Annotated in this window: 19 protein-coding genes; 9 read left to right on the forward strand and 10 right to left on the reverse strand. The window is 47.2% G+C overall.

Going from position 1 to position 21,948, the window contains the following annotated elements; translation table 11 throughout:
* Positions 1-325 precede the first annotated feature (325 nt).
* Positions 326-1,504, reverse strand: a complete 1,179-nt coding sequence (locus tag ACP7FG_RS11825) for an MFS transporter (protein WP_439226487.1) — start codon at positions 1,502-1,504, stop codon at positions 326-328.
* A gap of 91 nt (positions 1,505-1,595) precedes the next feature.
* On the opposite strand from ACP7FG_RS11825, the gene ACP7FG_RS11830 reads away from it, so the two are divergent.
* Positions 1,596-2,084, forward strand: coding sequence for a GNAT family N-acetyltransferase (locus ACP7FG_RS11830; protein ID WP_439226488.1), 489 nt, complete (start codon positions 1,596-1,598; stop codon positions 2,082-2,084).
* Positions 2,085-2,161: 77 nt separating this feature from the next.
* Positions 2,162-3,052 carry a TIGR00730 family Rossman fold protein gene (locus tag ACP7FG_RS11835; protein ID WP_439226489.1) on the forward strand — a complete coding sequence of 297 codons (891 nt, stop codon included), beginning with the start codon at positions 2,162-2,164 and terminating at the stop codon, positions 3,050-3,052.
* Between the two features lie 17 nt (positions 3,053-3,069).
* Here ACP7FG_RS11835 and pgsW read toward each other — a convergent pair whose 3' ends face one another.
* From pgsW to pgsB, 3 genes are read right to left on the reverse strand one after another with little or no spacing between them, the layout of a single operon-like run.
* Positions 3,070-4,221: a poly-gamma-glutamate system protein gene (gene pgsW, locus ACP7FG_RS11840; protein WP_439226490.1), complete on the reverse strand. Its 1,152-nt coding sequence runs from the start codon at positions 4,219-4,221 to the stop codon at positions 3,070-3,072.
* 14 nt (positions 4,222-4,235) lie between these two features.
* A complete protein-coding gene (pgsC, locus tag ACP7FG_RS11845) occupies positions 4,236-4,811 on the reverse strand; it encodes a poly-gamma-glutamate biosynthesis protein PgsC (RefSeq protein ID WP_439226491.1) in 576 nt (191 codons plus the stop codon).
* The gene (pgsB, locus tag ACP7FG_RS11850) at positions 4,808-6,013 is read right to left on the reverse strand and encodes a poly-gamma-glutamate synthase PgsB (RefSeq protein WP_439226492.1); all 1,206 of its coding nucleotides are present in this window, start codon (positions 6,011-6,013) and stop codon (positions 4,808-4,810) included. Before pgsB ends, pgsC begins: the two co-directional genes overlap by 4 nt.
* A gap of 103 nt (positions 6,014-6,116) precedes the next feature.
* Here pgsB and ACP7FG_RS11855 point away from each other — a divergent pair, with 103 nt between their 5' ends.
* Complete coding sequence (locus ACP7FG_RS11855) at positions 6,117-6,611, forward strand: DUF4199 domain-containing protein (RefSeq protein ID WP_439226493.1); 495 nt, start codon at positions 6,117-6,119, stop codon at positions 6,609-6,611.
* Here ACP7FG_RS11855 and ACP7FG_RS11860 read toward each other — a convergent pair.
* From ACP7FG_RS11860 to ACP7FG_RS11870, 3 genes are read right to left on the reverse strand one after another with little or no spacing between them, the layout of a single operon-like run.
* Entirely contained in the window at positions 6,608-7,816 is a 1,209-nt protein-coding gene (locus ACP7FG_RS11860) for an ectonucleotide pyrophosphatase/phosphodiesterase (protein ID WP_439226494.1), read from the reverse strand. The genes ACP7FG_RS11855 and ACP7FG_RS11860 overlap by 4 nt on opposite strands.
* A 21-nt stretch (positions 7,817-7,837) precedes the next feature.
* Positions 7,838-8,176 carry a zinc ribbon domain-containing protein YjdM gene (locus tag ACP7FG_RS11865; RefSeq protein ID WP_054490064.1) on the reverse strand — a complete coding sequence of 113 codons (339 nt, stop codon included), beginning with the start codon at positions 8,174-8,176 and terminating at the stop codon, positions 7,838-7,840.
* 60 nt (positions 8,177-8,236) lie between these two features.
* On the reverse strand, positions 8,237-9,601 hold the full coding sequence (locus ACP7FG_RS11870) for an SLC13 family permease (RefSeq protein WP_439226495.1): 1,365 nt from the start codon (positions 9,599-9,601) through the stop codon (positions 8,237-8,239).
* A gap of 88 nt (positions 9,602-9,689) precedes the next feature.
* On the opposite strand from ACP7FG_RS11870, the gene ACP7FG_RS11875 reads away from it, so the two are divergent.
* Together ACP7FG_RS11875 and ACP7FG_RS11880 are read left to right on the forward strand one after the other, a co-directional pair.
* Positions 9,690-10,913, forward strand: a complete 1,224-nt coding sequence (locus tag ACP7FG_RS11875) for an APC family permease (RefSeq protein ID WP_439226496.1) — start codon at positions 9,690-9,692, stop codon at positions 10,911-10,913.
* A gap of 9 nt (positions 10,914-10,922) precedes the next feature.
* Complete coding sequence (locus ACP7FG_RS11880; RefSeq protein WP_439226497.1) at positions 10,923-11,870, forward strand: ATP-grasp domain-containing protein; 948 nt, start codon at positions 10,923-10,925, stop codon at positions 11,868-11,870.
* A gap of 63 nt (positions 11,871-11,933) precedes the next feature.
* Here the strand turns inward: ACP7FG_RS11880 and ACP7FG_RS11885 are convergent, their stop codons facing one another.
* Entirely contained in the window at positions 11,934-14,066 is a 2,133-nt protein-coding gene (locus tag ACP7FG_RS11885; RefSeq protein WP_439226498.1) for a TonB-dependent receptor family protein, read from the reverse strand.
* A gap of 185 nt (positions 14,067-14,251) precedes the next feature.
* Between ACP7FG_RS11885 and ACP7FG_RS11890 the strand changes: the two genes are divergently transcribed.
* From ACP7FG_RS11890 to ACP7FG_RS11905, 4 genes are all read left to right on the forward strand, one after another.
* Positions 14,252-16,015, forward strand: a complete 1,764-nt coding sequence (locus ACP7FG_RS11890; RefSeq protein WP_439226499.1) for a putative bifunctional diguanylate cyclase/phosphodiesterase — start codon at positions 14,252-14,254, stop codon at positions 16,013-16,015.
* Between the two features lie 19 nt (positions 16,016-16,034).
* Positions 16,035-16,976 (forward strand): META domain-containing protein, encoded by a 942-nt coding sequence (locus tag ACP7FG_RS11895; RefSeq protein WP_278356241.1) that lies wholly within the window; start codon positions 16,035-16,037, stop codon positions 16,974-16,976.
* Positions 16,977-16,986: 10 nt separating this feature from the next.
* Positions 16,987-17,439, forward strand: coding sequence for an RrF2 family transcriptional regulator (locus ACP7FG_RS11900; protein WP_054490078.1), 453 nt, complete (start codon positions 16,987-16,989; stop codon positions 17,437-17,439).
* Between the two features lie 92 nt (positions 17,440-17,531).
* Positions 17,532-18,806 (forward strand): amidohydrolase family protein, encoded by a 1,275-nt coding sequence (locus ACP7FG_RS11905; RefSeq protein ID WP_439226500.1) that lies wholly within the window; start codon positions 17,532-17,534, stop codon positions 18,804-18,806.
* Between the two features lie 13 nt (positions 18,807-18,819).
* On the opposite strand, the gene ACP7FG_RS11910 is transcribed toward ACP7FG_RS11905, so the two are convergent.
* Positions 18,820-19,719 carry a MaoC family dehydratase gene (locus ACP7FG_RS11910; protein WP_234972492.1) on the reverse strand — a complete coding sequence of 300 codons (900 nt, stop codon included), beginning with the start codon at positions 19,717-19,719 and terminating at the stop codon, positions 18,820-18,822.
* Between the two features lie 102 nt (positions 19,720-19,821).
* Entirely contained in the window at positions 19,822-21,864 is a 2,043-nt protein-coding gene (locus tag ACP7FG_RS11915) for a BCCT family transporter (RefSeq protein WP_439226501.1), read from the reverse strand.
* Positions 21,865-21,948: the final 84 nt, after the last annotated feature.

Here is a 21,948-nt window from a genome sequence, read left to right on the forward strand (position 1 = left end):
AAGCGTTTATTTCCAGTTTCAACTGTAAATATTTGTAACATGTGTTAACGGTGTGCTTAGGGTTTTCCTGGTGTGTTCTTTAATTCTGGAGGAGCATACTTCTATTGCCATCATCCTTTTGATGAACCTAGTGTACTGACGATATGTGTGGAGAACGCACCCTGATTCTTACGCTTCATGGGGAGTAGGAAGTTGGTGGGTACTAACTTTACCCGAAGCGTCCAAGAACAAAAATAAGTGCCAGAGCGGCAGCAACACAAACGATAGCGATAAAGCCGTACTTATAAATACGCTGGTCTTTAATTTTAGTGGTCATGATTTTTCTCTATGTTGATAGCTTGCGCATTGCCCATAAACCAATGATTGGTCCGGGCAGCAAAAGCCAGGTAACCCACTCGTTATGTATAGACCACAAATTACTGGTTAGCCATATAGCCGGTAGTGTTAATGAAAACCCAATAGCATTCATTATGGCCAGTGCAGAACCAACATTTTCTTTGGGTGCAAAATGAGCGGCCAGCGCTGAAAATTGCGGAGAGTCAGCAATAACCGTAAGACCCCAAAACAGCAATAAAGCGAAAAGTATCCAGGCGGGAAGTTGTGTCATTAAAGGGTACAGCAAACAAATGCTGCCGGAGCTGAATAATGCCAGTCTGGCAACGGTTAGCCCTGCCAGGCGTTTGGTCAGTAAGCCGCCGCCAATACAGCCCAGGCTGCCAATAGCAATAATGAAAAAGGCCAGCCAGGGTACTGTGGTTAAAGGAAGGTTAAGGGCGGTTAGAGGTTGCAACACTAGCAACGGTGTTAACATCCAGAACGCGTATAACTCCCAGCAGTGACCAAAGTAACCGACAGCAACGGCTCTGAATTTGGGGCGTGTTAATGCGCGTAAGCCAGAGCGCAACGTATGAGCTGACGCGGTAGCCGGCAGATGAGGACCGCTGCCAAGCCATCCTACTAACAGGCCACCAAGCAATGCCAGTAGCGAAGATACCAGTAGCGGGATCTGCCAGGAAAAGTCCAGGGTTATGCCACGCATGAGGTGGGGCAAAGCCGTACCCAGAGTCAGCATGGCTAGTAGCCAGGCAAGTGCGCTGCCTGCATAGCGGGGCACCCAGGATATCACCAGTTTCATTCCCATTGGGTAAATTCCGGCTAAACAAAGCCCGGTTAAAAAGCGCAGCAACCAGGCGATGCTGGCAATATCAACGGTAAGGATAAACAGTGCATTAACAGCTGCACCAACCATGCTTGAGAACAGGAAAATCTGGCTGGCCCGGTAGCGATCCGCCAGCCCGGTTAGTGCCAGTGTCAGAGTGCCGATAATAAAACCCAGCTGCACGGCCAGAGTTAGAGCGCCTAAGTCTGACTCAGTGAGTTGCTGTTCTGCCGACAAGGGAAGCCAGACACCGTTAATGCTGAACCACAAGGACGTGCCCAGTAACTGAGAGAGAATAATTAAGGACAAGGCGAGTTTCTGGTGCAGTTTGGTATTGCTTAACATGGTGCCGTTAATTGCATCTTATAGAGGGCTATTTTTTATAGTCCTTACATTACCTTAGTTAACGAACTAACGCGACGTTAGGTTTTCTTCTGTGATAATTTACGTTGAAAACCCATTGTTAAGACAAAGAGCGATGTTAAAGAAAGCTGAAATTAACGAGTTAAAAGTGGCGTTGACCTGGCCTGAAAATGCTGCAGAGTTCCGGCTATGGTTTGGCGATAAAGTTCGGTATAGCAGCCCTGCGGACGCTATCTGGCAACAAATTAAAGGCAATGAACGCGGCACTTTTGCGTTTTATCAGAATGAAGAGCTGATTGGTTTTGCTCAGGCTTATGAAAAAGTCGAGAACGGTATTCACATAGCCTGCCTTATTGTTAACCCGAAAGTGAGAGGCAAAGGGCTGGGTCGGTTATTTGTAAAAGCATTAATGGAAAATGCCTGGGCGCAGGAGCAAGTCAGGTTTATTACATTGAATGTATACCCTGAAAATACACCGGCACGGTCACTTTATAAAGACCTGGGGTTTCACGAGGTAGGTGAGAATAATGGTATGGTCTCTATGCAATTGGAGAGAGACTAATTAAAAAGGCTTTGCTCTGTATTTAAGATAAACTAGCCGTTATTGGTTACCATTAACCCCATGCATACGGACTTCCCATGAAAGAAAATGAGTTGCATCGACGTCGTCTAATTTCGGCGAAACAGTCTGAAGAATCTATTGCCAAAATAGAAGGGCAAGGCTCGTATAAGCTGGCATTTGCTGACCCTGATTTTTTACTGCAGGACGACTTGCGCGCGGTACGCCTGCAACTGGAGTATTTAAAGCCTCAGTTAACGCTCGAAAAGCATCAGATAGACGCAACCATTGTTGTGTTTGGCAGCGCCCGTTTTTTATCGCCTGAGCAGGCGCAGCATGATGCCCGTATGGCTGAGCAAGCGTTAGCAGAAGAGCCAGATAATGACAGCTTAAAAGGTAACTTAAAGCGCGCCCAGCGGGCATTAAAAAATAGTGCTTACTATCAGCAGGCAATGGACTTTTCACGTATTGCGACTGAACACAACCTTAAGCACGATGAAGAAAACCTGATGATTGTCAGTGGTGGTGGCCCCGGCATCATGGAAGCTGCGAACCGAGGTGCGATGGAAGCCGGAGGAGAAAGTATTGGTCTGAATATTGTACTGCCTCACGAGCAACGCCCAAACCCATATATAACACCCGAATACTGCTTCCAGTTTCACTATTTTGCCATTCGAAAAATGCACTTTCTACAGCGAGCTAGAGCGTTGGTTGCTTTTCCCGGCGGCTTTGGAACACTGGACGAGTTATTCGAAACCTTAACTTTGGTACAAACCAAAAAGTCTGAGCCAGTGCCTATTGTTTTGGTGGGATCTGAATTTTGGCGTCGTGCAGTCGATTTCGATTTGCTGGTAGAAGAAGGCACTATTGCAGAATACGACTTAGACTTGTTCCAGATTGTGGATAGTGCGGAAGAAGCATGGCAGGCAATTTGCCATTGTTATGACTTAAAAAATGGGAGCAAAGGTTAATTTGCTCCCATTCAGAATTAAACCATCGGCTTCGTGCTTTTACCGCTTTCGCCAGTTCTGCGCCACAAGCTGGTAATGCGAGCAGAGCGAACAATAAGCCAGGTCATGGCAAATAACCCAACACCTAACCCTAACGCTAACCAGCGGTTATAAATAGTGGCTGAATAAACTCCGCCATTACCAACCGGAACAACTTCAGGTGGCATTAACGGAAGGCCGTGTCGTTCAGCCATGGTTTTGATACCAATGAAGTGAATGCCGGGAATGTCTTCCTGCAGGAAGTAACCCATTACGGTATCTACTGCAAAAGCTCGTGGTGGCGCATCTTTTTGCAGGCCGGACTTGAACATGTCATCAATACCCGGAGGACCGACAATGGTTGCGCCTCCCCCCACGTTGACGAACGCTTTGTATTGGCGGTCGGCTGAATACTCTCGAAATATCGCAATACGATCAGCAACTGCTTCCTGGTAGTTCGCGGGCTCAATTAAGTTAATATCTGCGTTTTCAATACTGTTGCGTATTGAACGGATCCCCTCTTCAGGTATCCCAATGCCACGGTCTTCAATACCGCCGATAGACGCATAAACAGGCTTTAAAGAGAGCACACCGGCTTCTCTAAGCTCGCGCTCCATATCAAGCCACAAGAAGTTAGGAACGTTGGCACCCCATTGCGACGATGATGCGGATGCAATGATAACCGCTTCGGCTCCGATAGCTTCAATGGCTGAATAAACAGCGAGGTTTAATGCGGGGAAGGAACCCGATACGGTGACTGCAACTAAATCCCCTTCTTTCACACCGGCATCGGCCATTAATTTAACTGCAACGGCAGCCCAGTTAGGGTTCACTGTTGTTTGTTTCGATTCACGGCCACCATGGTTGGTCGTTACAATGCTATTTTCTAAACCAACGAATCCTGAGCGTTGGGGATCAAACTCAGGGTTAATTGGTGCTAATTGAGCGCGCAGTGGTTTCAGTACCTGCATGCCTTCACGCATTATCTTCGATGCGTTAACCATAGTAGCGTAGTTGTCGTCAACAATAGGATCACGCTGCTTCACGTTTTCCGCCGCCACCATCACAATAACGGATAATACGATAAGAAAAATTAATCCCCAGGTTGGTACGCCCGAAGAACGCCAATAAATCTTTGTAAAACTACTCATGATTCGTCCTCCTGTTACCAGCCGGGCATCTGAAATGCTTGGCTTGCTTCGTACATTTGTAGTGATTCCGGCATAATCACAATCAGTGCTAGCCTGACCAGCACAGCTGTTACTGCCAGCCCGCACAGGGTTTGAAGTACGCCCTGCCGGTCAAACCAAATGGCGATAAGTCCGGGAATAATGTAGCCGATAATGCTGCTTTCCATAATGGACATCATAAAACTGGACTCAAGTGTTGCGATTTGAGCCTGAGCGTCGCCCCCCCCGCCGATCATTTGCAGGTCGACCCAGTTAACCAGGTTACCAAGAAATAAGTCCATTAAGCCGGCAATTAAATAGCCGGTAAGAATCATGATAATAGTCTGGCGACGACCATAGATAATGGCGAAGCTGGCAATAATTCGGACAATCAAATAAGTGATAAGAGCGGCGATAAGCGTAATGGCCAGGCTTAAAGGATCGGTCAACTGCAGTGCGACATACCCAGGTACAACCAAACCGCCAGCGGCAAGGCCTAAAGTTTGAGTGAGTAATAAGGTAAAAAATAAGCCGACCCCAATGGCAACGGCCAGAATGTTTAATGCAATCATAGATCTTCCTCCTTGATTGCCCTGTTCTGGAAGAAGCGAGCGACTTCTTCGCCACCGCCGTGAATATTGCACATTCCAACAACTAATGCGCTGCTGCCGGACTCTTCTAAAATTGTTTCGGTTATTTCGGTCATATGGGCATTTTCCATGACTAATAATTTTTCTGGGTCGAGGCCGTATTTCACCGCATTCCGGACGAAAATAAAGGTGCCTGAACCCATCAGTAGATATTTATCCGCTTCGCTCCACTTAACCGCATCTTCGGCCATTTGTTGAGAGCGGTGTGGGCGGTCCGCCCGGCAATTAATTAACACGATTTTGCGCCGGTCTTTACCATATTTTTCAAGCATGCTTTCCCAAATCCGACCGGTAGACTCAGGGTCGTTGGCTGCAAAGGCGTTGACGAAAACAATCTCTCGCTTGAAGTAATTAACATGAAGAACCTGCATAGCACCGGCTTCCGGCTCAAGGGCAACCATGCCGTCCAGAGCTTTCTCTCTGTCGACGCCCAGGTGTTCGCAGACATTGAGTGCCAGCGCAACATTCTCCGCGTGCTCTGCATAACGAAAGCGTTTCATAGTTTCTTCAGTAATAGCGTTGACTTCGTCCTCTGTTACGCCATGCAGCTCGCTTTTGCGGTCTTGGCACGAGTGCTTGAAAACATCAAGTAAGTCGCGTTCCGCAGTAAACAAGTTACCTTTAACTGGAGTACTACCAGCCAAAGCAAGTGCTACATCGTTTTCTCCCGGCCCCATCACATCTAAATGATCGGCTCGGGCATTGGTAATAACGCCTACTGTTGAACGTACCATCCGCAGTTCGCTTAAGGACTGGTACTGTGGTTGTAGAGCCATACATTCCATAACCACAATCTCGGGCTTTAACGCGGCCATTCTTTTAAGAGTGCGCATTTGTTCGATAATATTCGCGCCGCTAATGCGGTAAATAGGGAATTCTCGCCCCTCTGGGTCAGTAATGGCCGCGGCTGAGCCTGTTGTTTTTGCACAAATACGCTTCCCGCCGCTACGCAGCCCTGCAGCAATTAAACGGGTAACGCTGGTTTTACCGCGAGTGCCGTTAACATGAACCCGAACGGGGATTCTACGCACAAGCGCCCAGTGCCGCACAGCCTCGAAAACGCCGGCGATGACAAGAACAACCCATAGTGCAGCGACAATGGCGAGCATGCTGGGTATTTCCACGGGAACCCTCCTGAAGGAAATTGTTTAAAACGTGACTATAATTACAGATAGTCTACTAATGACGCTATTGTTTTTAGGGATCTTTACAAAAGGTTAGTACAAAATGCTTAAACAACGAAAAACAGAAATAAAGTGGGGCATTATCTTCACCATTGCAGGTTTGTTGTGGATGTTAATGGAAAGATTAGTCGGTCTGCATGACAACTATATTGCTTACCACGCAACCTACACCAACTTCTTTGCTCTCATTGCTATTGCTATTTACGTACTGGCACTGAGAGAAAAACGCGAAAAGGATCTAAATGGATCGATGACTTGGAAGCAGGGTTTTGTGAGCGGTTTGATAATTGCCGTTGTGGTGGCTATTTTGACGCCAATTAGCCAGTGGATCACCCATGTCATTATTTCGCCTGATTACTTTGAAAATGTGAGCAATTTTGCGGTAACTCAAGGCGAAATGAGTGCAGAACAAGCTGAGGTTTATTTTCAGCTTAGTAGTTATATTGTTCAGTCAATGATTTTTGCTTTAGTTATTGGGGCTATTACGGCGGCAATCGTCGCGGTGTTCATGAAAACACCGCAACCTGATGCTGATTAATGAGTTTCGAGAATTGGCCGGAGCACTTCCGGCCGGCCATCAATTTCCGTGAGAGTCTCTAACCCCAGTAATTCTGCCAGCATTGGGTAAATATGAATGTTTTCAAAACGCTCAATGCTTTGTCCCTTATTAAAGGCGTTGCCGGTGGCAACAAATAACCCATCCATATCGCGAGTGCCGTAATACCCGTGAGTACCTCCATCAGAGCGTTCCTCAGCTGGTCGGGTAGCAAAGCTGTTTGGTGCGTCGGTTGCAAGCACGATAGCCGGCACACGAGGGCTATTAACAAAGTGTCGCTGTGCAAGTGCGTTTTCTGTTTCTATATAAAATGGCTGTTCCGTTGTTTGTTTTAAACGTTGACGGAGCGACTCAATGTGTTGATCTGACGTATTTTCTTTGGCATAAATCAGCAAACGGGTTTGTGCGTTAATGACGATAAACCGATCAGAATCAATGTTCAGATCATCAACTTCTATCATTTTGTCGGCTAGTATCGGAGTCATGCCATGATCAGAAACCAGCACTAAATTCACGGAAGCATCCACTTCTGTCTGTAATTTGCGCCACAATTCTCCAATAAGCTCGTCTATGTGCTGAACGGCCCCTTTTACTTGTTTCGAGTCTGGTCCGAAACGATGCCCCATGGTGTCAACAACGGGAAAGTAGCCGGTAACCAGTCGTGGACGAGCTTTTTCCGGTAGCTTGAGCCAGTCGATGATTTGTTCGACCCGCTGGCGGTTAGGAACCGGGTGACTGTAATGATAAAAATAACTGGGTGTCCGGCCATTTATGCGGGCATCGGATTCAGGCCAGAAGAAAGTGGCTGCTTTTACTCCCTGAAACTCGGCAAGGTTCCACAAAGGCAACGCGGTTATCCAACTGCTGTCTTCTAAGCCATCGGCCATACTGTACTTTTGCTGGCGCTCGGTATCGTAAAAGTTATTATCGACCAAACCATGCTTGGTCGGATAACGGCCGGTAATAATAGACAGGTGATTAGGAAAGGTTTTGGACGGATAAACCGGTATTAACCCCTTGCTGCGCACGCCTTCCTGAGCAAGCTTGGCAATATTTTTCGCATCGTGCTTTTCAATATAGTCATGACGAAAGCCGTCTATTGAAATGAGCACCAGGGTTTGTTCGTTACTTTTGCCAAATGTAAATGACGAAAAAAGAACGAGGCAGACAATCAATAGGGTTTTCATAATAAGTTCCGGTATCCGGTTTCAGACCTTTTTAACAAATTCAGATTTCAGTTTCATTGCACCAATGCCGTCAATTTTGCAGTCAATGTCATGATCGCCGTCAATAAGACGAATATTTTTAACTTTGGTGCCTACTTTAACCACCGAAGATGACCCTTTAATTTTAAGATCTTTAATCACTGTGACGGTGTCGCCGTCTTCCAGTGGTGTGCCGTTAGAGTCACGAAAGGATGGCGCATCGTCAGCCGCTTCAGGTTCGTTTTCGGACCATTCGTGTCCGCATTCAGGGCAAATGAGTAAAGTTCCGTCGTGGTAGGTAAAGCTGGAATTACACTCCGGGCAGGCTGGGAAGTCGCTCATATCAAGTCCTTTCTAGGGGATGAAAGCGGGTGATTATAGCCTGTCACCGACTCGGGCGCACTAGACAAAAATTAGTACCACCAGTGTCGTGACAATGGCGAGCAAAATATTAAGCACCACACCCTCTCTGGCCATGGCTTTTATGGTGACCCGATTAGAAGCAAAAACAATGGAGTTTGGTGGTGTGGCTACCGGCATGCAAAACGCGCAACTGCAGGCAATAACCGCAGGTATCATGAGTAACTCAATGGGTAATTCAAGTGCTGTTGCCGTGGCTGCAAGAATGGGCATCAGTAAGGTGGCAGTTGCTGTATTGGAGGTGACTTCTGTTACGAAGGACACGGTCAGCGCTAACACAAAAATAAGTAACCATAACGGCAGCACGCCTAATGCGGTAAGTGACTGGCCAATAATTTCGCCCAAACCACTTTCCATAACGCCACGGGCTAAGCAAATACCGCCGGCAAACAGCAATAAAATGCCCCAGGGAATATCTTTTGCCAGTGGCCAGTTTAATAGCTTCTCGCGTTTAACTTTTCCGGTTGGAATAACGAACATGGCAACTACACCGGCCAGTGCAACGGTCGCGTCATTGAGGCTGCCAATGCCCAGTAAGCCGGTCCAGCCGCCAAAGGGTGCGGTACGTGTTATCCACAAAACGACGACGGTACCGAACACCATGAGCACACGCTTCTCATAGGTTGTCATTTCACTGGTGGTTGGTAACTCAAGTGGCTTTGATAATTTGACGTTGCGGGTTAACCAAAGTGCGATAACTGGCAACCCGAGCAGAACCATGGGTAAGCCAATGCCCAGCCAACGGGTAAAGCTGAATTCAGTGCCAGTAATATTCTGGTAAATAGACGCAAAAATCAGGTTAGGTGGTGTTCCTACTAAAGTAGCGATACCGCCAAGTGAGCCGGCGTAGGCCAGGCCTAACAGCAGAGCCCGTTGGAAGTTTTCATCGTCGCTGGCATCGGCCAATGCTAACGCGACAGGCAAAAGTGCCAGCACACCTGCCGTGTTCGATATCCACATGGACAGAAAGGCGGTCGCCGCCATAAAGGAAATAACCACTTTGCGGCCATTGTCAGCACCAATGCGTGCAACCAAAGAAAGAGCCATGCGCTTATGAACACCACTGGCTTCAACGGCTTTGGCCAACATAAAGGCGCCCATGAACAAGAGGATAATATTGTCGCCTAAAGCGCCTGCGGCTGTTTGTGTGTCGATAACCCCGAAGGCCGGAAGCAAGACGAAAGGGAGTAATGAGGTGACAGGTAAGGGGATGCACTCGGTTACCCACCACCAGGCTACCCAGACCACAGTGCTTAAAGTAAGCGCGGCAGGTAATGGCATGTTCGCCAATTGCGTCGTGAGCAATACGATAAGTGCTGTAATCGGGCCCAGTGCTAAATGTTTCATTAATAGGTTGTCACATCCATTTCATCTTTTACCCTGTAAGATAATAGAGAAGTGACTGAATCAGCAACGAAAGATTAAAGGGGATAGCATGAATCAGCAGTTGGTTCGCTCTACCTCGCTCGCGGGTGCCATTGTTTTGGGGCTTGGTTCCATTTTAGGTACCGGTGCGTTCGTGAGTGTGGGTATTGGTGCGGATATTGCCGGTGGTGCCGTTTTATGGGCAATTCTCATTGCGGCGGTGACGGCCTTATGTAATGGCTTGTCTTCCGCGCAGTTGGCTTCCGCACACTCGGTAAGCGGCGGTACTTATGAATACGGTTACCGTTTCCTGACACCAGCTTATGGCGTAACGGCCGGTAGTTTATTTGTGGTAGCAAAAAGTGCATCAGCGGCGACCGCTGCTCTGGCGGTAGGCTGGTATGTGACCAATGCCACGGCAATACCGGAATATTTAGCCCAGAGGATAGCGGCTGCGGTATTGGTGCTGTTTACGTTATTAGTACTGGGGGGCGTTAAGCGCACAAATTGGGTTAACGCCGCCATTGTCACACTGAGCATAATTGCTCTGCTGGCCTTTATTGTTACAGGCCATCAGCAAACGGCCGTAATGCTAGAGCGGCCATCTGTTAAGTGGTGGCAGGTATTACAAGCTTCAGCTTTACTCTTTGTTGCCTACACCGGCTACGGACGTATTGCCACCATGGGGGAAGAGGTACAAAACCCGCGTCGGGTTATTCCTCTGGCTGTCGTTTTAACTCTGGCGGTTGTGACGCTTCTGTATCTGGGAGTGGGGAATGCTCTGCTGCGTTTCCCCAGTATAACGAACTTTCAGGCGGAGCATTTCTCTCTGGCAAGTTTGCTGCCGAGCGGACCTGTACAATGGTTAGTGACCGTTGGTGCAGTGGTTGCTATGGGCGGAGTTATTCTGAACTTAATTTTAGGGGTGTCGCGGGTGATTCTGGCCATGGGCCGCCGCGCTGATTTACCCATGCGCTTTGCCAATTTAAACGGGCAACAAACATCGGCACCACCGGCAACCTGGCTAACTTGTATTGTCATGCTGGTGTTGGTCGCAATTGGTGATATAAAGACCGCATGGTCGTTCAGTGCCTTCACGGTTTTAGTGTATTATGGCATTACGAATTTGGCCGCATTGAAAGTCACAAAGAGTGATCGTTTTGTGCCAAAGTGGGTATCCATAATAGGTTTGGCCAGCTGTCTTGGACTGGCTGTTTTTGTGCCGTGGCAGGTGCTGTTGTCGGGCATCATTTTTATTGTCGTAGTTCTGCTGATACATCAGCTGAGACGCTAAGAGGTATACATGCGAGATATTGTTATTCTGCACGAAAATGAAGAGTGGCTGGTGCCGCTAAGAGCAGAGTTTAAAAAGCGTGGCGTAGAAGCCAAAGAATGGTTCCTGGATACGGGAGTGATACCTTTTTCCGAACTTCCGGAAGATGCGGTTTACTATAACCGTATGAGTGCCTCATCGCACACAAGGGGTCATCGGTTTGCACCTGAGCTGACTCGCATGGCATTAACCTGGCTGGAAAACAGTAACCGAACCGTGGTTAATGGCACCCGGGTGCTGGCGCTGGAAGTGTGTAAGCTGTCGCAATATGCGGCGTTGCAAAAAGCAGGCCTTAACGTACCTAAAACGCAGGCAGTGGTCGGAAAAGATCTGCTGACAGAAGCGGCTGAAAAGTTTGCCGAGTGGCCGCTGATTTTAAAGCCTAATCGCGGTGGTAAGGGTTTAGGCGTTATTAAGTTTGACGATGTCGCTGGCTTAAAGAATTATATCGACAGCGATGATTATGAAGAGCCGTTAGATGGCATCTGGCTGTTACAGGAATACATTAAGCCAAAGCAGCCGCATATTACCCGCAGTGAGTTTGTCGGACAGAAATTTGTTTATGCGGTTAATGTTAATACTGAGCAAGGCTTTGAGTTATGCCCGGCCGATGTGTGCAGTGTGGATGATGCGTTTTGCCCAACCAGTGAAGCGCCTGCTGATGACAATCAGCCTAATAAATTCACTATTACGCAGCGCTTTAATGACCATGAAATTATTTTTGCGCTGGAAGCATTTTTGAAGGCCAATGATATTGATGTGGCCGGTATTGAATTTATTGAGGACGCAAAAGGCGAGCTGTACGTTTACGATGTAAACACCAACACCAATTATAATCAAAGCGCAGAACGCGAAGCGGGTGTTAAAAAAACGGGTATGGGTGCGTTAGCGGATTACCTGATCAGCTTAGCTCAATAAGCTAAACCAAAAAAATGGCCCCATAAGAATGGGGCCATAACAAATCCAGGGAGGGATTGGTTTTTAGAAAGTGTATTCCACACCTAAAGAGGCTGTTTGAGGTTTGTTCGGACGCGCACCATGTGGTGAGCGAGCAACAATCTTCTGTTGATCAAACAAGTTCTCAACTTTGAAATAAACCGCCATGTTGTTGTCGACTTCATAACGACTGACAAAGTCGGTCACAAACAGTGATTCGGTTTTGTTAAAACGGCTGTTGTCGCGGTTACAGCCAACAGAGACGCACATTTCGTCAATGTATTTGCCGACCACATAGTTTACCCAGCCTTTGTTGTTATCTAGCGCAACGCGAACACTGAAGGTATTCTGCGGAATGTCATTCAGTTCATCGCCGTCCATTAAACCTGTCACCGCGTTGTCCTGACTGATTTCACCTTTGGTGTAGGTGTAAGCCAAATCAACTGGCATAAGGAACTGACCCAATTCAAAGGTATTGCTTGCCTGTAATTCCAGACCGGCTACCGTTGATTCACCCAGCACATAAGAGCCTGATTCAGAGCCATTGTCACAAGGGTTAGCAATTGAACACTGCTGTGTGGTGTCGCTAAAGTCGCTGTAGAAACCAATGGCTTCTGCAAAGAAGGAACCTTGATTAAAACGAACACCGGCTTCGTAGTTGTTACTGGTTTCTGGTTCCTGGAAGTCCTTCGCACCACCGCCTAAAGGCGAAAAGCCTTTATGAGCGCCTGCCAGTACCTGCCAGTTATCATTCACGTCATAAGTGAAGGATACGCCCGGTAACCATTCGTCGCTGTCGTTTGAACGTGTGCTGTCCAGTTGCTCGCGAGCCGTGTCAGCAAACTGGTAACGATAAGACTCAACGTCTTCATAACGCAGTGCAAAGTGGACGTTAAGGTCTTCGGTTGCCTGCCACTGGTCTGTCAGCCAGAAGCTGACTGCATCAGCGCCTTCCAGACGGTTGTTACCGCCAGTAGGCATAACTTCAGCCTGGTATACAAGGCTGCCGTTAACCTGATCATAAATTTCAACCGGCTGGAAACGGTCCATTTCGTCGCTGTGGTCACGAACACCCACTTCAAGGTTATGAGTCCCTAAAGCAAACTGAGCATTAGCTTCAATGCCTTTAGATTCATAAGCTCGATTGTTGTTTTTGTAGTTCAGACCGGCTTCATCCTGAGTGCCTTGCAAAATAGCTAATGCATCGGCGTCACCGCTGTTAGCTGCACTGACGTATGCATTACCGCCATCCAGTTTGAACCAGTTGCGAGCATAGTCGTTGTAGTAGCCTAAAATATTAAAAGTCAGATTATCAGTCGCTTCAAACGCATAGTTTAAGCTGTAGCCTTTGTGGGAGTTATCCATCTGATCAATTTCAGAAAGGCCATAACGGCGGTTTTCATCCTGAGCGAAATCGGCATCGGTCAAACCGAGATAAGTTTCGTTCGAGACTTCTTCTGAATATTGAACTTTGGCCAACAGGCTCTGGCGCTCGCCAGTCCACTGAAGTTTTGCAACATAGTCTTCAATATCAAAACCGGCGTCGCGGCTGCTGCGGTCAATTTCTTTGAAGCCGTCGCTGCTGCGTTGAACGGTTTCTAATAAAAAGCCCCATTGACCTTCAGTGCCACCAACATGAGCATGAATATCACGGCTGCTGTTTTCGCCAAACTGAGTCAGAACTTGTCCGCCAAAGTCTTCAGGAATAGGTGTTGTTACCAGGTTTAAAACGCCGCCGGTTGTCTGTGGGCCGTAACGCAGTAAAGGAGCACCTTTTAATACTTCAACGGATGACATACGGAAGGTAGTCGGGAAGTAGTAGGCCGCTGGGTTTGAATAAGGCGCCGGAGCCATCATAACGCCGTCTTCCAGCAAAGTGACCTTACTGACACGACCAGCTGTTGCGGCACGGATGCCAATGTTAGGACGCAGGCCCTGGCCGTCTTCTTCACGGACATAAATGCCCGGAATGGTTTTCATCAGTTGGTTGATGTCGCTCGGAACTTCAATGCGCATCTGCTCTTCGTCAATAACGGCGCTTGAGCCGGCAACATTGCGGGCTTCTGTTTTACTGCCAATAATTTTAATTTGCTCGATATCTGTATCGACAGCGGTATTTGCTAAAGCCGGAGCTGCCAGAGCTGTGAGTATGGTGCTAGCTAAGATCGTTTTTTTCATAACGGACTCGATTGACCTTTTTTGAAAAGTAATTTCAGTTTCAATGAATTAAGCGGCGAGAATGATAATTAAAATAAGAATGATTCGCAATAATAGTTTTAGTGTTTTTTTGATCCAACTCATCGGTTTTTAGAAAAGTTACGTAAGGAATTAGTTAATAGAATCGAAAGATAGAAGGATATGCTTTGTCAGCGAAGGATATTGCTAATGCCAGAGTACTGATTGTTGATGATAATCACACCAACATTGAGCTTCTCATCGCATTATTAGAAGAGGCTGGGTACCAGTATATTGAAGGGGTACAAACTCCCAGGCTCATTGATGAAAAAATGGCCTCATTTAAACCGGATCTTATTCTGTTAGATTACAGAATGCCGGAGTTGAATGGTGCTGAAGTACTTAAACATATGAAACAAACTTATGGCGATGATGCTCCGCCAATGGTTATGTTGACAGCTCAGGGCGATAAAGAAACGCGGCTCCGGTCACTTGAACTGGGTGCTACCGACTTTTTAACCAAGCCCTTTGATAACGAAGAAATTTTACAGCGACTGCGTAACATTTTGCAGGTCCATTATCGTTCGCAGGCGAGACGAGATGCGTCGTTATTTTACGAAGCCATTGCAAGTAAACGCTCTGCGGAGCTTGAAGAGCTCGTTCTTGAGGACATGCTAACCGGGTTACCTAACCGACGGGCAATTCTGCAGGAAGTTAATGCAATGGTGCGCTCCGATAAAGGCTGTAGCGTTGTTTTTCTGGTTATTGATGAACTTGAAGAAGTTGCTCAGTTGCATGGTTACCCTTTGGCCGAAGCTTTTACGCGTGAACTGGCGCTGTTATTACAAAGTAAAGCACCAGCCCGCAGCTTCATTGGTAGCTGGGGGCAACAGGAATATGTTGTCGTGTTTGAAGCGCAGTTAGATGCCGAACTCATGCGTAAGGGACATAGACTGGTTGATGTTGCCAGCGGCGATCACGATTACGAAACCTTACTTATCACTATCGCTGCCCGGGCCGGAATAAGCTCTACTCTGGACAGTAATATAGAGCCGGATGAACTGATACGTCAGGCTTCCCTGGCTTTACCAAAGAAAGGAACACCCCCTGTCGGGCTGTTTTCTGACGAGCTGCATCGTGATTTGGCTGATCGTATTAGTTTACGTAACGACTTGAGAGCAGCCTTAGAAGCCGATGATCTTCAGTTGTTTTTCCAGCCTAAGTACGACTTAGTTACCGGTAAGATAACCAGCGCAGAGGCATTACTTCGTTGGCAACACATAGAAAAGGGGTTCATATCGCCCGCGCTGTTTATCCCATTGGCGGAGCAAACCGGTGATATCAGAGCGATAGGAGACTGGGTTGCTGAACATGCGATAAAACAGCTGGCGAAATGGCGTCAACAGAACATTGTTGATGGCAGTTTTGTGTTGGCAATAAATGTGTCCCCTCAACAGATGGTAACCGGAACTTTTGCTTCGGATCTTCTGGAGTGTTGCCAACGTCACAAGGTCGAGCCCAAACAGGTACAGGTGGAAATCACGGAATCTGCGGTCATGCAGAACCTGAAGAAAGTCCAGCATGAACTGGAGATATTGACGCGAGCGGGAGTTACCGTAGCGATGGATGATTTTGGTACGGGCTATTCATCATTGTCTTATTTGCGGAATTTACCAATTAGCGTGATTAAAATTGACCGTAGTTTTGTCATGAACTTAGTGAGCAATTCATCGGACCAACAGCTGGTAGGTACTATCGTGTTAATGGCTCACAATTTTAAATGCTCAATTGTTGCAGAAGGCATTGAAACAGTTGAGCAAGCTAAGCTTTTAGTGCAAATGGCATGTAACGAAGGTCAGGGCTTTTTATTTTCCAGGCCTATTACTCAAAATGAGTTTGAGGAGTTAGTGCAATCACCAGCACATACTATAGAATCTTATCTTAACAGTTAAAAATAACAGGATGGCAAGTATGCCCAGTATCACCGTAAAAGGAAGTCTCTCTCTTTTCGCTGCAACACTGCTGTCAGGCTGTGCGCTTGTATCGCCAGCAGAGAAGGCACCCGTTGCTTACCAATGTGGTGCGAGTGAATTGAGTGTATTGCAGCAAGAGCAAGGTTTGCTGTTAAGTTATGGATCTGAGCAAGAACTGCTGACACAAGCGGTGAGCGGTTCAGGAGCCCGCTATTCAAATGATAACGAACCTGTCACTGAGTTCTGGAGTAAGGGTAACGAAGCAGATATTACCTGGCGTGGCCAGGACATGCCGCTGTGTGTGGAACAGGGGGCCTTGCCCAAACACTTTACTGCTAAAGGTAATGAACCCTTCTGGCAAGTGGCAGTAAACCCTCAGCATATGGCCTTAACAACCCCGGAAAGCGAAGCCATTATCGATTTAAAACCTGCGCAAGTGGTATCAACCCAGCCTTACGAATGGCGTATAGAGTCGACCACAGATAAACACCTGATTGTTATTGACCGGTTATGTCGCGATTCAATGAGTGGCCGTTTATATCCTTATCAGGTGGACTTACAGGAGTCTGACCGGATGTATTCTGGATGTGGCGGAGACAGCGAATGGTTGCTTCAGGGCGTCAGCTGGGAATTATCAGAGTTTGAGGGGCATGCAATTCAGTCCAAACCTGCCACCATTCAGTTTTTAGAGGACAATCAACTGGCGGGCTTTAATGGGTGCAATCGCTACTTTGGACATTACAACATGGGGGGCGAGCTTGCGCAGATCCGCTTAACAGGCAGCACGAAAATGGCCTGTAGTGATACAGCCAACGCTTTGTCGCGTGAGTTTAGCGATGTACTCGAGCGTGTTTATCAAGTGAATATTGATGATAAGGAGCGCCTGATATTGAGCACTCGTGGCGGTCGTCAACTGGTCTTTAAACAAGAACCCCGATAAAGGTGCACGCGTGCAATTAAAAAAGTATACAGACTACGGCTTGCGAGTGCTGATGTATCTGGCAGCGAAAGAAGACAATGAAAGAGTCACCATCGATGAGTTAAGTGGCATATTTAACGTGCCAAGAAATCATTTAAACAAGGTGGTTCATCAACTTGGTAAAGAGGGGCTGATAGAAACCCGCCGTGGTAAGAACGGAGGCTTTTTACTTGCGGTTGACCCTGCCGATGTACGTCTTGATCAAGTGATTAGGCGGCTGGAAGGTGATGAATACTGGATAGACTGCCATAAGCCCGAGTGCGCAATATTTCCTGTCTGTGAGTTGAAAAGCTTAATCAACCAAGGCAAGGAAACCTTCTACAATTTCCTGTCGAATTACACCTTAGCTTCGTTGTTGAAACATGAGTCTGAAATTAGAGAGCTTTGGGGAACCCCAATTCAGGTAACTGTCGATAAAGATTAACCTTTGGTCGCAATAGTGACCGCTGGCGTTGCAATTCGTAACGGTTCGGAGTATCACAGACCATAAAGATTAAAATAAAATCAGGGGGAAGTATGTTGAAGAAAATAGCTATAGGTTTAACCGTAGCGTTAGCAGGACACACCGCTCAGGCTGGTGAATGGCTGCATTGCGGAAATGTGTTTGACAGTGAAAGCGGTCGTCTTGCAGGTGAGCGCTATATTGAAGTCACTGACAACAAAATTACTGCCGTTAAAGTGAATGCCCCCGGCGGTGATGCTTCGGTTACGGATTTAAGCGCACATACCTGTCTGCCTGGCTTGATTGATTTACACGTTCACCTTGACGGCCAGTCCGGGCCTGACTCTTACATAAAACAGTTTACTGAGAACCCTGCTGATCTTGCTTTGAAAGCTCAACACTATGGCATGAAAACCTTGGAAGCTGGCTTTACGACCGTAAGAAACCCGGGTGACTCCGACAACGTCACTATTGCCTTACGTAATGCGGTAAATGCAGGTGTGGTTGACGGGCCAAGAATTTATTCCGCAGGGAAATCTTTGGCAACGACCGGTGGACATGCCGACCCGACAAACGGCTGGAAAGAAGAACTGATGGGGCGTCCGACGCCTAAAGATGGCGTTATTAATAGTGCCGAAGATGCTCGCGAAGCCGTACGTCAGCACTACAAAGACGGTGCCGACTTTATCAAAATTACCGCAACCGGCGGTGTTTTGAGTATGGCCAGCAGCGGCGACAACCCTCAGTTTACTGACGAAGAGCTAAAAGGCCTGGTTGATATTGCCAATGACTATAACTTTCATGTTGCAGCACATGCCCATGGTAAAGCAGGTATGCTGCGGGCAGTGAAAGCCGGCATTACTTCGGTAGAGCATGGTACTTACATGGATGACGAAGTAATAGCGGCTATGAAAGAGCACGGAACCTACCTGGTACCAACCATTCTGGCCGGTAAGTTTGTTGCCGAAAAAGCGGAAATTGATGGTTATTTTCCGGAAGTAGTCAGACCGAAAGCGCGCGAAATAGGTCCTAAAATTCAGGACACTTTTGCAAAAGCTTATAAAGCAGGGGTTAACTTCGCATTTGGTACCGATAGTGGCGTATCCGCTCACGGTGATAACGCGTTAGAATTCCAATACATGGTAGAAGCAGGTGTCCCCGAAGCTGAAGCGATTCAGTCAGCAACTTCCATAGCTGCCAAGCTGCTTAAAAATGATGATATTGGTCACATTGAAGAAGGTAAACTAGCGGATATCGTGGCTGTAAAAGGAAACCCGTTGGACGATGTTACCTTATTGCAAAATGTCAGTTTTGTGATGAAAGACGGTAAGGTTTATAAACACCAATAAGTCTTTTTAAGGGTCAGTCGAAACGGACTGACCCTTCTAGTTTTAAGGAAACATGATCGCTGCTTCTTACTTCGTATTTGGTTTTATCCTCTTCTTCTGATGCCCAGAGCTGTACCCGAGCCGGTAAAATAACGGGTCGTTTGAACGTAACGTCAATATAAGTAACGGCTTTTTGCTGGCGCTTTTCAAGTTCAGCCTGAGCTCTTGCCATCATGTACATGCCATGGATAATCGGCTTCTCAAACCCAAACCAGCGCGATACCAGAGGATGCAGATGAATCGGGTTAAAGTCACCGGAAATTCTCGCGTAACGCCTGCCCATACCGCTGCCCAACTGCCAATGGCTGATGTTTTCCCAGCCCGCTTCAGGTTCAAATGGCTTTATAGGGGTTGCTGCTTTTTTCGAGGGAGCCTGGCTTTGGCCACTCATGACCTGATAGACACTCGAACAGGTGGCTACTTTTTCGTTGTTTTGCCAAAACTCTACCACAAACTGCGGACGCAAACGGCGTGGAGAAACATCAGGACCACGTTTAGGGACTTTGACTTTTGAAATCAGTTGAAAAGGAGCTTGTGCAGAAATAACCTGATGTCGTTCGATTTTGTTGCTGACATGAACGAGACCGGGTGCGGGCCAGGGAAAACTGTCATCCAGCATTTGAGAAAGATGTGCTCTTTGGGCTATACAGTAAAGCATAGCTAAAGGGACATCGCTGACAAAACCATTAAACGCTTGATGATAACGACTCAGGTGTTTTTCCGTAGGCGCAGGAATAGAGTAACTTTTGCATAAAGTCTCTGATTCGGCCTCAGACTCGTCACTTCGCTGCAAGGTTAGCAGTGAGCGCAACAGCATGCTTGGCATAGGTGCCAGCTTCTGAGTAGGTGTATCAACACGTTCCATAGTGACCATTAAACTCCATACTGATAATACGGCTATTCTCGCACATGTCTCGTACTATCAACAGTCCGACCACTGAAAGGCCGCTCCGTAGAGCGACCTTTTACACTCCTTTTACTTCTTTGTCTCAAGGTCGTCGTTCAAGTCCTCGTCATGTTTCTCAAGATCCCAGGGTAAGACACCTGGACTATGATGACGAAAATGAAGGTAGTTCTCAAATTGATTGATCACGTCGTTGATAATATCTGTTGTCTCATAACCATAGAGATCGTACGACTGACCACCTTGTCTAAGGAAAACCTCTGCCCGATAGTAAATTTCTCTATTTTTGTCATTAGTTAAGGCAAACTCTGGTAACAGATAGTCTCTTAAACGAATCTCATAAGCAAAATCGAGATCATCTTTTCGTTCAACACTAAGGATAATTCGGTTGTGTTCGTCATCAGCCCTGAATTCAGCAGGCCAGTCCTGGCCTTTCAGTTCGTCACGAACATTTTTAAGACTCTCTGTGGCAGGCCCGCTAATAAAGTCCAGTACCGGCTCCTTCTTCGGGAAATCTACCAGCCCGGCCAGACGTTTTTTCCAATAATCCGGGCCTTCGTTAACACCACGGCGGTGAGAATGACGGTGACTCTGGAGACTATTGGACTGGTACCCTTCAATGACCAGAGCACGCCACATGCCCACTGCTGATATCAATATAATGACGGCAAAGGGTAAGGCGCTGGTAATGGCTGCCGTTTGTAGAGCCCCAAGGCCGCCTGCTACGAGCAGTACTGCGGCGACAATACCTTCCGTACTGGCCCAGAAAACACGCTGCCATGTAGGCGTTTCCATCATGCCGCCGGAGGATAAGGAGTCAATGACGAGTGAACCGGAATCTGACGACGTTACGAAGAAGGTAATAATTAAAAGTACCGTCAGAAAGCTCAATATGCTGGTCATTGGCAGGTTTTCGTAAAGCTTAAACAGTGCGACTGCCTGGTTGTCCTGAACTTCTGAGATTAAGGTTGTATAACCTTCGTTCATTATCATGTTGAGTGCGGTGTCGCCAAACACTGCGAACCAGAAGAAAGTAAATATCGTAGGCACCAGCATGACCCCGAAAACAAACTGGCGAATGGTACGGCCGCGGCTTATTTTAGCAATAAACAACCCGACAAAAGGCGCCCAGGCAATGGTCCAGCCAAATATAAATAAGGTCCAGTTACCAATCCAGTCGCTGCGTTCATAGGCTTGCAGGTTAAAGGTCCGTTCGACAATGCCACTTAAATAAGCCCCGGTGTTTTGCAGGAAGGTTTCCAGGATGTGTATTGTTGGCCCTACCGCGAAAACGAACAGAAGCAAGAAGACAACCAGAGTCATGTTAATCAGTGATAACCGTTTTATCCCTTTGTCCATACCGGCCACCACTGAAGCAATAGCGGCTAGAGTAATGAGTCCAATGGAAATAACCTGAACCATGGTTCCGACGGGAATATCTTCCCATAAATAATTGAGCCCTGCGTTAATTTGAATAACGGACAGCCCCAGAGTCGTTGCAATACCAAACATGGTGCTGAGAATGGCGAAAGTATCTATGGTATGCCCAATGGGTCCATTTATTCTGTCGCCAATAAGCGGGTAAAGGGTTGAGCGCATGGTAAGTGGTAACCCGTGGCGAAAAGAAAAGTAAGCCAACACCAGGCCTACCAGGCCATAAATTGCCCAAATATGGAAACCCCAATGGAAATACGCAATTTGCATGGCCTGCTTGGCAGAACCGACGGTTTCAGCCGCTCCTGCAGGAGGCTCTGCATAATGTAATATGGGTTCGGACACGCCGAAAAAGAGCAATGCAATACCGTAGCCGGCAGAGAACAACATGGCAAACCAGGACGTAAAGCTGTATTCCGGCTCGCAATGGTCAGGACCCAGTTTAATCTTGCCCCAATTGGAAACAGCCACACCAATAATGAATATAAGAAACAGTGCGACTGCCAGCATATAAAACCAACCGAAATTGTCAGTAATGCCTGCTAATGTCCAGTCGAATATCTCCCCGGCTTTGTCAGGCGCACTCAAAGTGCCTATAACCAGCAGTGCAATAACGATTACTGCAGGGAGAAATACTGGCACTAAAATCGCAGAATGCCATTTGCTCTTTTCGGCCGACATAAAAGCTCCTGTTTTTTCTAAGATTTATTTATATATAGACTACTCAGAAAGATTTGTAATGGGTCACTTTGTATTAATTTGCTG

The sequence above is a fragment of the Idiomarina sp. ST10R2A5 genome, from assembly GCF_051842325.1.
GTDB classification, from domain to species: Bacteria; Pseudomonadota; Gammaproteobacteria; order Enterobacterales; family Alteromonadaceae; genus Idiomarina; species Idiomarina abyssalis.